The 12,937-nt window shown below is 40.1% G+C and carries 12 protein-coding genes; 3 read left to right on the top strand and 9 right to left on the bottom strand.

Translation table 11 applies throughout. The features are described from left to right. Positions 1-189: 189 nt before the first annotated feature. Positions 190-1,191 (bottom strand): Gfo/Idh/MocA family protein, encoded by a 1,002-nt coding sequence (locus N523_RS0102485; protein WP_028834171.1) that lies wholly within the window; start codon positions 1,189-1,191, stop codon positions 190-192. A gap of 37 nt (positions 1,192-1,228) precedes the next feature. After that, positions 1,229-2,230 (bottom strand): AraC family transcriptional regulator, encoded by a 1,002-nt coding sequence (locus tag N523_RS0102480; protein ID WP_028834170.1) that lies wholly within the window; start codon positions 2,228-2,230, stop codon positions 1,229-1,231. A gap of 89 nt (positions 2,231-2,319) precedes the next feature. Here N523_RS0102480 and N523_RS0102475 point away from each other — a divergent pair, with 89 nt between their 5' ends. Continuing rightward, positions 2,320-3,930, top strand: coding sequence for a GMC family oxidoreductase (locus tag N523_RS0102475; RefSeq protein WP_028834169.1), 1,611 nt, complete (start codon positions 2,320-2,322; stop codon positions 3,928-3,930). Here the strand turns inward: N523_RS0102475 and N523_RS0102470 are convergent. The 3 genes from N523_RS0102470 to N523_RS0102460 all read right to left on the bottom strand — a co-directional run bounded on the left by N523_RS0102470 (position 3,927) and on the right by N523_RS0102460 (position 5,628). Beyond that, complete coding sequence (locus N523_RS0102470) at positions 3,927-4,736, bottom strand: class I SAM-dependent methyltransferase (RefSeq protein ID WP_028834168.1); 810 nt, start codon at positions 4,734-4,736, stop codon at positions 3,927-3,929. The genes N523_RS0102475 and N523_RS0102470 overlap by 4 nt on opposite strands. 6 nt (positions 4,737-4,742) lie before the next feature. Next, the gene (locus N523_RS0102465) at positions 4,743-5,141 is read right to left on the bottom strand and encodes a hypothetical protein (RefSeq protein WP_028834167.1); all 399 of its coding nucleotides are present in this window, start codon (positions 5,139-5,141) and stop codon (positions 4,743-4,745) included. Positions 5,142-5,208: 67 nt separating this feature from the next. After that, positions 5,209-5,628 carry a DUF3429 domain-containing protein gene (locus N523_RS0102460; protein WP_016899606.1) on the bottom strand — a complete coding sequence of 140 codons (420 nt, stop codon included), beginning with the start codon at positions 5,626-5,628 and terminating at the stop codon, positions 5,209-5,211. 299 nt (positions 5,629-5,927) lie between these two features. On the opposite strand from N523_RS0102460, the gene ahpC reads away from it, so the two are divergent. Both ahpC and ahpF read left to right on the top strand, forming a co-directional pair. Then, on the top strand, positions 5,928-6,497 hold the full coding sequence (gene ahpC / locus N523_RS0102455; RefSeq protein WP_008115650.1) for an alkyl hydroperoxide reductase subunit C: 570 nt from the start codon (positions 5,928-5,930) through the stop codon (positions 6,495-6,497). 166 nt (positions 6,498-6,663) lie between these two features. Next, entirely contained in the window at positions 6,664-8,241 is a 1,578-nt protein-coding gene (gene ahpF / locus N523_RS0102450; RefSeq protein ID WP_028834166.1) for an alkyl hydroperoxide reductase subunit F, read from the top strand. Positions 8,242-8,336: 95 nt separating this feature from the next. Here the strand turns inward: ahpF and N523_RS0102445 are convergent, their stop codons facing one another. The 4 genes from N523_RS0102445 to N523_RS0102430 form a co-directional block, all read right to left on the bottom strand. Then, entirely contained in the window at positions 8,337-8,528 is a 192-nt protein-coding gene (locus N523_RS0102445; RefSeq protein ID WP_013463077.1) for a DUF3185 family protein, read from the bottom strand. A gap of 48 nt (positions 8,529-8,576) precedes the next feature. Beyond that, complete coding sequence (locus tag N523_RS0102440; RefSeq protein ID WP_028834165.1) at positions 8,577-10,601, bottom strand: hybrid sensor histidine kinase/response regulator; 2,025 nt, start codon at positions 10,599-10,601, stop codon at positions 8,577-8,579. A gap of 337 nt (positions 10,602-10,938) precedes the next feature. Then, on the bottom strand, positions 10,939-11,802 hold the full coding sequence (locus tag N523_RS0102435; RefSeq protein ID WP_028834164.1) for a patatin family protein: 864 nt from the start codon (positions 11,800-11,802) through the stop codon (positions 10,939-10,941). Positions 11,803-11,867: 65 nt separating this feature from the next. Beyond that, positions 11,868-12,842 carry a GlxA family transcriptional regulator gene (locus tag N523_RS0102430; RefSeq protein ID WP_028834163.1) on the bottom strand — a complete coding sequence of 325 codons (975 nt, stop codon included), beginning with the start codon at positions 12,840-12,842 and terminating at the stop codon, positions 11,868-11,870. Positions 12,843-12,937: the final 95 nt, after the last annotated feature.

The following is a 12,937-nucleotide window of genomic DNA, read 5'->3' as shown; positions in this document are numbered from 1 at the left end:
GTCCTTAAATATTGCCATTTAATTGCGGCGCATATTACCTGCTTTTACCTACGCAGGTAAATGTAAATTAACGTTTTACATGGAGTCCCCAGTGATGAGAGGCTATCACTGGGCTGAATGAAAAATAAGCGTTACTCTTTTTTAAGATTGAGGTGGCAGGTAATGAGGGCTGACTGATTGAGTAAAAATTTATAGTTTAGCTTTACTATCTGCAGGGTATATAACGCCTAATTGTGCGCGGGCGGTATCGAGTACCGTCATCACATCGCGTGAAAGCTGGTGGTTGTTAATATGTGACTCTAATGCATTTTGCTCAATCATTTCAATAAAGTGCGCCACTTCATACTTCATAAAATGCTCATCAAAATCTGCACTTATTGTTTCTTTTTGGCCATTATTAGCGATGAATTCCACTTTTTTAAGTTGCGATACAGCTTCAATACGAATACGGCCTAACTCACCTTGTATTTCGGTGATGTTCTCGCCTTGCGATATTTTTGAATAACTAATTACCGCTTGTTTATCTGCATAATTTAAAAGTACATCGCCGGCACCATCAACACCGGTTTCTAGTAATACGCCACTGGCGTGCACACTGTTTGGTGCGCCCCACAGTGCTATAAGTAAATAAAGTGGGTAAATACCCAAGTCTACTAATGCGCCATTTGCAAATTCAGGTAAAAAGGTATTAGGGCGCTCGCCGTTTTTGAGCTTATCGTAACGTGACGAGTATTGGCTAAATTGGCCAATAAATTTACGCGGTGTACCGATTCTTTTTAATGCGTTTTTTAAAACAGCAAAGTTAGGTAAATGCGTTGTCATCATCGCTTCCATGTACAAACGTTGATGTTTTTGAGCAGCCGTTAAAATAGCAGTAAGCTCATGACTATTTGCTGCTGAGGGTTTTTCGCCAAGTACGTGTTTGCCCGCAGCTAAACATTGCACAGCATAGTCTTTATGCAGGCTATTTGGTGCGGCAATATATACTGCCTCTACAAGCTCGTCTTGGCAAACAGCGTCAATGGAGGTAAATATTTTTGCTTGAGAATGAGTGGGGTGATTAGCTAAAAATCGCTCAGCGCTACTTTCTGCCCGAGAACACACACCGTATAAATTAAAATTACTCAGAGTACTTGCCGCATCAAGTAGGGTGTCGCTAATAAAATTGGTACCTACAATCACAAAATTCATGTTTAGCCTTTTTATGTATTTTACACAGCTTTGCAGTTTAACAATATTTTGCTCTAAATGCGCGGGCAGAGCAGTTAAACCAGCGTTTTACACTGGCACTTAATGTGGCTTGTTCTTGATAACCTAACAGCTCGGATATTTGTGAAATAGAAAATTGGTTTTGCATTAAATAGTGTTCACATAATGCGCGGCGAGTGGCATCTTTTAGTTTTACAAAGCTGGTGTTATGTTTTTTAAGTTCACGATGCAAGGTGCGAGGATGTAGATTAAGTGCCGTTGCTATCGTTTGGTTTGAGCATTGAAAAAGGGGCAGCATAGGTCGAATAAGCGCACTTACTTGCGAAGGTAACGACTGAGTATGCGCATTATTAGCGGCTAAAAAGTTTAATGCGGCTTGTACTTTGTGTTGATCAGAAATATTAAGTGGCAATAATAAATCGTTTTTGGCGATTAAAATACCGGCGCTATTTCTGTGTTCAATAACGTTACAGCCAAAGTGTTGATGATAAGCCCGTATATTTGCATCAATCTTTTGCGGTAAAAATACCTTAATGGGTTTACATTGATTTTGGCTCACTTTTTTTAAGGTAGCGAGCGCCAGTGCAATTGTTAATTCAATAACTTGATTTATAACAGGTAAAGGCTTGAGTTTTATTTCGAATGATAAAAATATATTTTGGTCATCTTCAAGTGTATGCGTGGTTAAATTAAGTGCGGGTGTATGTAAGTGCAGGTATTTAATTACCCATGTAAGCGCTTCACCTAAATCAGTTCCACTTTTAGCGGCGATAGCGATATGCCCTAAAATATCAAAACTTTGTTTGCTAGCGAGTTTAAGACCAAAACTTGGGCAGTTTAAGCTATAAGCGCAGTATTCTAAAAGTTCGGCATAATGCCGATAAGTTAAGCTTTGGGTTTCAAGGGAGTTTAACGTTACCTCAATGGCGCAATGGCGCATAATGCTTGCTGTATCACCACCTAGTTCGGTTATTAATGTATCAATTCCCTGTAAAGAAGTGGCTTTAATTAGGCTGCTCATAACAATTGCATTAGTGAAAAGGTGTCTAAAAATATCAAGTTTTTAGTAGATAATCCATGCAAAGTAGTTTTTTTAATGGGAGATATTTTATGCATACCACCTCATTTGATTACATTGTGATTGGCGCAGGCAGTGCCGGCTGTGTTGTTGCCTCGCGATTATCTGAAAATAAAAATGTGAGTGTGTGTTTAATTGAAGCCGGCGGCCGTGACCAAAGTGCTCTGGTGCAAATGCCTGCGGGAGTTGCAGCTAGTGTGCCTTATGGCATTAATAGCTGGCATTACAATACGGTGCCACAAAAAGAGCTTAATAACCGCTGTGGATTTATGCCCAGAGGTAAAGTGCTTGGTGGTTCAAGTTCAATCAATGCCATGGTGTACATAAGAGGGAATAAAAAAGACTACGACAACTGGGCCGCTATGGGAAATACCGGCTGGGATTATACCAGTTTGCTGCCTTATTTTATCAAAGCTGAAAACAACAAAACCTTTACCAACAGCCCAAATCATGGTGTAAATGGCCCCTTACATGTGCAAGAGCTAAGTTTACCAAGCCCAGTTAATCAGCTGTTTTTAAAAGCATGCCAAGAGCAAGGCGTGGCCCTTAATGACGATATTAATGCGCAGCAACAGCTAGGTGCGCGGTTATCGCAGGTCACTCAACATAAAGGGGAGCGTTGCAGTGCGGCAAAAGCGTACTTAACACCTAATTTAGCTCGTAAAAACTTAACCGTGCTCACTGATGCGCAGGTAAATAAAATTAATTTTTGCGGGAGAGCTGCAACTGGTGTAACAGTTGCAGTTAATAATAAAAGCTATGTGCTAAATGCCCATAAAGAAGTTATTTTAAGTGCCGGTGCGATTAACTCTCCCCAACTTTTAATGTTATCGGGAGTGGGGCCTGCAGATCATTTAAAGCAGCATAACATTGAGCTTGTAACCCCATTAGAAGGTGTAGGCAGTAATTTGCACGATCACTTAACCGTTGTGCCATTATACAAAGCAAAATATTCGCAAGGCACATTTGGAATAAGTGCCAGCGGTGCGTTTAATATTGCAAAAGGATGCGTTGATTGGTTTGCCAAACGCGAAGGAAAGCTGACCAGTAACTTTGCCGAGTCGCATGCGTTTGTAAACTTATTTACAGATTCTATTGTGCCCGATGTGCAACTTGAATTTGTTATTGGGCTGGTGGACGATCACAGCCGTAAACTGCATTATGGCCATGGATACAGTATTCATAGCAGCATAATGCACCCTAAAAGCCGCGGCACTATTCGTTTAGCGGATGCCAACCCTTTAAGTGCGCCACTCATTGATCCTAATTATTTAAGCCACCCCGATGATTTACAGGTTATGCTACTTGGGCTTAAAAAAACATTGAGCATAATGCAAAGCAAAGCGTTTGATACTATTCGTGCAGATATGGTGTATCCGCTTGATATTAATGATGATGCGCAGCTTATTGAGTTTATTAGGCAAACAGCCGATACAGAATATCACCCCGTAGGAACCTGCAAAATGGGCCAAGACGATATGGCTGTGGTTGATAGCGAATTACGTGTTCACGGTGTGCAAAATTTACGGGTGGTAGACGCCTCTATTATGCCCAGTATTATTACCGGAAATACCAATGCTGGGGTAATAGCAATTGCAGAAAAAGCAGCTGATTTAATAAAGCAAGCTGCACTTTGTGACTAACTTGACTTATAAAACGCTGTTAACCATTGCTGCCAGTCTTGCTCTAGTTTGAGCATTTGCTGGTGCTTTTTAGCGGAAAAATGTTTGTTTTTATCTTCATCCGCTAAAAACGGCCCCACACGACAAAGCGGGCAATAATCATCAGTTAGATAATTAGGGGTTGTTAACATATCACTTAGTTCGGGTAGTGTATTTTCACTAAATACATAAGTAATACCGCTGGTGTCTTTGACGTGTTTGTCACGGTCGACATTGCGAATTTTATAGCCATCAAAGCGACTGATATCGAATGGCATTTGTCCTTGGTATGCCGCGTTTAAATGGGTATTTAAACTCCCCTCAATATTCCACTCACGATACGGTTTAACATCTTTTGAGGTTATATAGCATAACCCAGGGCCTTGTGGGTTCAAGGCAAACTCATTGGCATATTTTATAAATTGATGCAGTAACGCACGGTTAAGCACGTTCATGCTGTTATTACGTGTATTTTTCTCAAATGCGTCGCGACCAATAAACGCAGGAATAAGTGGAAATTGAAAAATCACTACATCAAAGCTGTTTAGGTGCTCGGCTAGTTGTTGCCAACATTGTGTGTTGGTGACATCAAATTCATTAAGCACATCAATTTTATGTGCTTTAAGTGAGGCAAGCGCGTTATCGGGGTATTTTTCTGTAAGAGTTGCAGCTGCATCATAGGTTGAGGCAACTAACTTTTGCGGTTTAATGTGGTTGTAAAGCGCGTTTGAAAACGATAAGTCGCCATCACCTACCGTGAGTATGTTCCAATTTGGGTTTAAATACATATTAAATTATATGTTTTTATTAGTAACAGGCGATGTGTCAGGATGCGGTGTATTAATCAGCTGTTGATGCAACCTATACATAGCTAAACGCGTTTTTAACCCTTCAATGGCAACTTGTTTAAGAATTAAGTTAAAGGTAATCAAAATAGCAAACACAATATGAATAGGGCCATGAGTAAAACCGGCTTGAGGGTCGTAAATGGCTAAGCCAAATAAAACAAACAACACCACCATAAATATTTCAATGAGCTGATTTGAATAAAAAGAAAGACGCCCCTCACTTTTATGATCTTTTTTTATGCTAATAGCGCAAAAAAACGGGATAACTTTAATTTTAAAAGCCGCGTTTTTTTCTACAAAATTCTCACCAAGGTCAGTAAGCTGTTGGCGTAATTGGTCTATCATGGTGTGTCCTCTCAATACAGTGCGCGGATGTTACCCTATTACAGACCAATGGTTAAGCCATGGCGTGTTATTTAGGGTAAATACTCATACCAATAATTAAGATATGACACACAAATACCACTGATGTGAGCACAAAACGCATTTTTTGATAATCTTTATGATAACCCTGCCACTGTATTGTGGCCTTTTCAAAAATCAGTACTAACCAAAAACTCGCGCCTAACCAAGCAAGCATCCACTCAATCGGTAAGAATGATAAAAACGGAATAGGAATGACCGGTAGCACTGCTTTAATCGCATCGGCAAAGCTTTGTTGGCCTGCATGCCATAAATTACCCGCCATAAACGCTAAAATAGCAATGCTGTAAAAACTAAAAAACTCTAAATTTACACTATTACTGCCAACCATGAGTGGCCAGCCCACACAGCCTAAAAATGGCAATAAGCCCAAATAGCCTAGTTGAATGTGATTGACGAATTTTTCCATAAATGAAATGCCTTTGAAGGTTGTGTAATGTAAACCACGTTATTGTAGCAAGGATGTGCAGTGTAATCTTATTAAAATCTATATAGCGCAACTGACTATGAGTGGTAGTTGAGTTGTAACTGCTTTAACGCTTAAAAGTAAGCAGTAGATCACTCCTTGGGTTTGCAATCTTAAAAATCGATTGTTTTAATCTAAACAATCAATTTTATTTAATTTCTCAATGGCCTTATTGTATTAATCAAGCCAACGCATACAGCGTTAACTTTTTATAAATACACTAAACATAAATGAGGAATACTATGAGCACTTCATTGATTAACACAAAATTACAACCTTTCAATGCAACAGCTTACCACAATGGTGACTTTGTAGAACTCACTGAAAAAGACGTATTAGGTAAGTGGTCTATCTTTTTCTTTTACCCAGCTGACTTTACATTTGTATGCCCTACAGAGCTAGGTGACCTTGCAGATCATTACGCACAGTTACAAGAAATGGGCGTTGAAGTTTATTCAGTATCAACAGATACACACTTTACGCACAAAGCATGGCATGACACGTCAGACACCATCGGTAAAATTACTTACCCAATGATTGGTGACCCAACAGGGCGCATTACACGTAACTTTGGTGTAATGATTGAAGATGATGGTTTAGCACTTCGCGGTACATTTGTAATGAACCCTGAAGGCGAAATTAAAGTTGTTGAAACACATGATTTAGGCATTGGTCGTAGTGCTAAAGAGTTAGTTCGTAAAGTACAAGCAGCGCAATACATTGCAACACATGATGGCGAAGTTTGTCCTGCATCTTGGCAGCCAGGTGAAGACACATTAGCACCTTCACTAGACCTAGTTGGTAAGATTTAAACCTTACCACTAACCAAAAATTTAGAGTAGAACATGACTCTAAACCCAGTGAGCCTGTATAGGTTCACTGGGCACTTTCCCACGCCATCACACGTTTCTAAAATTTCGCACATGCACTGATGGCATGGGAACCTTGCTGTTTTAATTTTCCTTAAGGGGCTAAGCCATGTTAGATAACAACATAAAGAACCAACTAAAAAGCCATTTTGAATCGCTGACTCAGCCTGTTGAGCTGCTTATCGCCTTGGACGACAGCAAAAAATCAACAGAAGTAGAAAGTCTAGCAAACGATTTAGCGTCACTAAGCGATAAGTTTAGTGTAATAAATAATCCCGATACTAGCGCCCGCAGGCCTTCTATGGTGGTGCATTCACCAGAAAAAAACACCCATATTACCTTTGCAGGTGTACCTATGGGACACGAATTTACTAGTTTAGTGTTAGCGCTATTACATACGGGTGGTCACCCTAGTAAAGCAAGTAAAGATGACATTGAACAAATACAAACACTTGAACAAACACTTAATTTTGAAGTGTACATTAGCTTGAGTTGCCAAACCTGCCCGCAAGTTGTGCAGGCACTCAATACTATGGCAGCAACAAATAGCAATATTAAAGCCACCATGATTGATGGGGCATTATTTCAAGATGAAGTAGAGCAAAGAAACATACTGGCTGTACCCGCTGTATATTTAAATGGTGAACCCTTTAGCCAAGGGGCCATGAGCCTCACTGATATTTTAAATAAAGTGGATAGCAAAGGTGCACAGCGCCAAGCAGCATCACTCAATGAAAAGTCGGTGTTTGATGTACTTGTCGTCGGTGGTGGGCCAGCTGGTGCTTCGGCAGCTATTTATTCAGCACGTAAAGGGCTCAATACTGGGGTTGTAGCAGAGCGATTTGGCGGTCAAGTTGCTGATACATTAGCGATTGAAAACTTTATTTCAATTAAAGCAACGCAAGGGCCAAAAATGGTGGCTCAGTTGGAAGAACACGTTAAAGAATACGATGTTGATGTTATGCACAACCAACGCGCGGCAAACCTGCAAAAAGGCAGTAATGGGTATGATATTACGCTAGAAAATGGCGCTGTATTAAAGGCAAAATCACTCGTACTAGCAACCGGTGCACGCTGGCGCGAAATGAATGTACCCGGTGAGCAACAATATAAAGGCCATGGCGTTGCATACTGCCCGCACTGTGATGGGCCTTTATTTAAAGGTAAACCGGTCGCGGTTATTGGTGGTGGTAATTCAGGTATTGAGGCGGCAATTGATTTAGCCAATATAGTTGAACACGTTACTGTACTTGAATTTGCTGATACGTTACGCGCCGATGAGGTACTCATTCGTAAAGCTAATAGCTTAAAAAACATTACTATTATTAAAAACGCCCAAACCACGGAAGTACTAGGTGATGGCAAAAAAGTAACGGGGTTAAGCTATACCGACCGCCTTAGCGGCGAGAGTAAACAGTTGAACTTAGCCGGTATATTTGTACAAATTGGTTTAATACCTAATACCGAATGGTTAAAAGACAGCGACCTTGAACTGAGCCAATTTGGTGAAATACTCATTGATGCCAAAGGCGCAACATCGTTACAAGGCGTTTATGCTGCTGGTGATGCAACCACTACGCCATTTAAGCAAATTATTATTGCGATGGGGGCGGGCGCAACAGCAAGCCTAGGTGCGTTTGACTATTTAATTCGTCAAACGCCCGATGCAGAGCAAAGCGCTGCTTAATAGTGTTTCAGCTTAAAGTCTCTTGATATAACAGCTCTCACCCATAGCTGTTTGTTCACCCAAGCCGCCCTCTCCAAAGGCGGCTTTTTTGAGTGCTATTTAAGTCGGGTAATACCCACTAAAATACAAACTGCGCCACCAATAAAGCCAAGCCAGGCTTCCATAGGTGTTTCGCCGTTTAATGCGCGGGTAACCTGAGAGGCTGCTGAGTCATAAACGTCATAGCCCCATATTGCCAGTGCGATACCAATAACAATAAGTACAATACCAATAATTTTATTTGTCATAATGATCCTTTGTTTTCTAGTGCAAGTTAATCTGAGCGACACTCGTTATTATAATGTGGCTACGCTCAGCCTTTTTAATGTGTTTGAAATTGCTTCTTCTATTGCTGGAAGCTTAAATGGTTTGGCTATAAACATATCCATGCCCGCTTGTTTACAGCTTAGTTTATCTTGGGAAGAAGCATTAGCCGTCAGAGCGACGATATATGTGCTTTTGGGGCTACATATGTTATTAGATCTTAATTGTTTGGTAGCTTCAAAACCATCAAGTATTGGCATAATACAATCCATAAATATAAGATCGTAATGCTTTTGTTTGCACTTTAAAATTGCGTCTTGCCCGTCTATGGCAAAGTCTGATTTTATATTAAACTTATCCAGCGCAGCTTCTAACACAAGGCGGTTTATTTCGTTATCATCAACCACCAGTACTGATAATTTGGCACCATGATTATTAATCGATTTAAGACTCGGTGTATGTATTTGTTGTTTGCCAAGTTCAATCGGGATAGTTAAGGTAAAACACGTACCCACATTAATCTCACTCGTTACTTCAATTTTGCCATTCATAAAACCAACGAGTTCTTTAACAATTGCTAAACCTAATCCGGTGCCGCCTTTATTGTTGTTAGCATCAACCTCTTGGGTAAAAGGCTTAAATAATGAGTTTAAATACGCTTTACTCATGCCGCGACCCGTGTCGGTTATTTTAATGGTAAGTAAAGGGTGTTTTGTGTCTAATGCTAATTGCGAATAGAGAGAAACAGATCCATGCTCTGTAAATTTTAATGCGTTACTCAGTAAATTAGAGACAATTTGGCTTAATCGAGAGGTGTCGCAGTATACCCAAACATCATTAGGAATGAGGTTAGTGGCTCGTAGTTCAATATTTTTATTGCTAAACAATACCGAATATAAAGAAACCAAATCGGTAAATACCGTTTTAAGTAGGGAGTGGTGAGGTTCCAGTTTTAATTCACCATGATTTATTTTTGAAAAGTCGAGCACTTCATTGATAATATTCAATAAAATATCAGCACTTCGCAGGGCGACTTTAATTTTTTCCGCCCGCTTGTCATAATCGTGTTCATCAATGAGAGTCGCTAACATTCCCGTAATACCATTAAGCGGGGTTCTAAGCTCATGACTAATTTTGGCAAACAGCATACTTCGGTCTTGGAGGAGTTGTTCTGCAAGTGCTTTTTTTTGTTTTAACTCTTCGCGTAACTTTACGGCTTCAGTTATATCTTGAAAAGTACCAAATAACCGCACACATTGGCCGTTGTTAAACTCGGCCTCACCAAAGGTTGAAACCCAAATGTTCTGTTGCTTAGCGGTAACTATTTCCAGCTCTAAATGCCATTTATCACCCTTAGACACCGCATTTTCTACTGCTTTACTAATACTATCTCGGCTTTTGCCCGCTTTATAAAACTCGATAGCGGTATTCATATCAGGAGTGAAGCCTTCTTCGGCTTGATGAATACGTCGAGTTTGTTGGCTCCAAAAAATAGTATTTTCTATTAGGTCGACTTCCCATGTACCTATATTTGCTACGTTTTCAAGCTTTAATAAAGTGTCACTATTTTTAGTGAGATTGGCTTTATCCTGATTGCGCGCCAATTCCGAGCCTAACCACTGCGCTAATAATTCAATATAATCATAGGCTTCATCGCTAAAAGGAGCGCATTCTTGAGCAGATGAAAAGTTAACAGTTCCAAATACGTCTTTGCCTATTCGTATAGGCGCACCAATGTACGCTTCTAATTGGAAATTAATATAGCATGGATGATTTGCAATACTACTTTGCGACGCATTATGAAATGCGAGTGCAGAGTTGGCCGACAAGGTATGCGTGCAATAGGTGCCGTTTAATTCAAACTCTGTACCAATTGCAAGAGAATTGTCAGGGGTGATGGCATGTAAAACAATATAAGAATCATTTTTTACGCGGCTGATAATAGCCAAATCGAGCTGAAAAACATCGAGCCCAAAAGCAAGTAAGTCTGCAATTTTTTGATCAAAGCTAAGCTGTTGATCAGAGACTATATTATGAAAGCATCGAAGAAAATTCACAAAAAACCTTAATTTATTTAGTACGTACACAAAAACAAAAGCAAGCACTATGCCTAAACATAATCTATTTTTTGACAATAAGCCATTAACACATAATTCCTTACTACATTAACTCGCGGGTTTAAAAATTAATAGCTTGAATTAGATGTAAATTCAGGGTTATATCACTATGTAGTTCTTCTGAGTCCACGCTGTTTATTAATAACCCTTCTTGTATTACCTGTGTATGCTCAAGCACGTTGAGTAACGTTCACCATAAACATATTTTATAATTTCAATAGCTTTGGGTGTATGAGTAAATGCAATTTTGACTTCGAGCAATCTGTTTGGAATGGTTTTATCGCTCATAACCATTGCTACCAAATCTAGGTTTATCCAAGTAACTTTTAGCTTCGCTTATGCCCATTTGATAGCCTGAATTGAGTATAGCTCGATTTTTAGTGGTGCGGCCGACTTTAAACCCTGTTGGTGGTGCAATAATATTTATTTTGCAATCTGACGGAGCATTGTGCAAAAAATCAATACTGTCATTATAATTTTTAGAACGCTGTATGGCGGCCTCTGCAAGCGCAGGGCTCTGTTTATAGAGTTGTTTAGTTAACCACGGTACTTTGTTGTCTTTTTTACGATAGCCTAAAGGTTGGGAAAGGATAACTGTTATTTCTGATGCACCCATTTCATAGGCTTTTTTTATCGGAATAGAATCGGCAACGCCACCATCGGTCATTGCGATCCCGTTTATTGTTGGGTAATCCCGATAAGCGATTGGGATGGCGCAAGAGGCTTTTAATTGCTCAACCATTTCATTGCCCGTTGCTTGCAAATAGTGAGCTTTACCTGAATCTATTGCTGTTGCAACAATATAAAAATCGTAAGGAGATTGCGAGAATTCGTCGGTATTCAAGGGGATTTCACGAACTGTTTCTTGCCACAGCCAATCTAAATCAAATAGATGGCCGCCTTTGATAAAACGTGCGAGATTAATAAATTCTGGCCTGCAGGAGTAATCGGTAATCACTTTGTAGTTGCGTGTTGGCTGCTTACATAAATAGGCTGCCACATTTGTAGCACCAGCTGATACTCCAAAATACCGATTAAAGGGTTGATATCCTTGCTCTAAAAACTCATCAAGCACACCTGCAGCAAAAATACCGCGCATTGCACCACCTTCAACGACTAACGTATGATTATTGTTCGTCATGCTCATTTCCATCCTTTGATAATACCTCATGCTAACAAGTGATTTGCGTATGTGCGAGTAACTTTTTATTGCGGCTCGCTACTTTTAAATTGCTTTCTGTAAGCGGAAGGTGAAATAGAGAAAGCGGCTAAAAACTGCTGTCGAAAGTTAACACTCGATGAAAACCCAGATTGATTAGCAATTCTATCTATATTGTGGTTACTTGTTTCTAATAGCTGCTGCGCGATGGTTAGACGTTGACTCAGCAGCCATTGTGTAAATGTAGTGCCCATTGCTTTTTTAAAAAGTCGAGAAAAATTACGGCGACTCATACTTGCTTTACTGGCGAGTTCATCGATTGTTAAAGGTTTAGTTAAATTTTTTAGTGCCCAAGTGATAGCCGGCTCTAAACGGTTACTATCGATGTGTCGAGGAATGGGTTTTTCTATATACTGTACTTGTCCTCCACTGCGGTGAGGCGCCACAACCATGCGTCTGGCCACGCTGTTGGCAATATCTGCGCCGTGATCACGACGTAATAAATGTAGGCAACAATCAATTGCGGCAGCGGCGCCTGCTGAGGTAAAAACATTTCCTTCATCAATGTACAGTACATCGTTATCAAAGTTTACTTTTGGGTATTTTTTTGCGAAGTCGTTAGCCCATACCCAGTGGGTTGATGCTGTTTTGCCATCCAATATACCTGCTTCAGCAAGCACAAAAGCGCCTAAACATAAACCTACCATTCTTGCTCCACGAGCATGTGAACGGCGAAGTGCATTAAGTAAAGCTGTTGAGGCGGGTATATCAGGATCGCACCACGCGGGTACTATGACAGTATCAGCAGTTTCAAGTATTGACAGGTCTTGTTTTATTTCTATGGGAAAGCCAGAAAGTGTTGGCACCAGACCTACAGTTTCTGTACATACTGTAACTTTATATGGACGAGCGCCCACGCGGTCTAAGTCTTCACCAAAAATACTACACGGAATAGATAGGTGAAATAAACTGATATTGTTATAAGCAACAATCGCAACGGTATGTTCATAGAGTAATGTCATTTTGGCCTAATATCATCGACTACCGTCCTTTAGGACACTATTTGCAACCGACTATAAAGTATAAGCTGTCACGGTGCAAACGCAGCAACACGGCT

The organism is Pseudoalteromonas sp. 23_GOM-1509m (genome assembly GCF_000518425.1).
GTDB lineage: Bacteria > Pseudomonadota > Gammaproteobacteria > Enterobacterales > Alteromonadaceae > Pseudoalteromonas > Pseudoalteromonas tetraodonis.
Note: the sequence above shows the minus strand (reverse complement) of the source record. Positions and strands in the feature narration are given on the sequence as shown.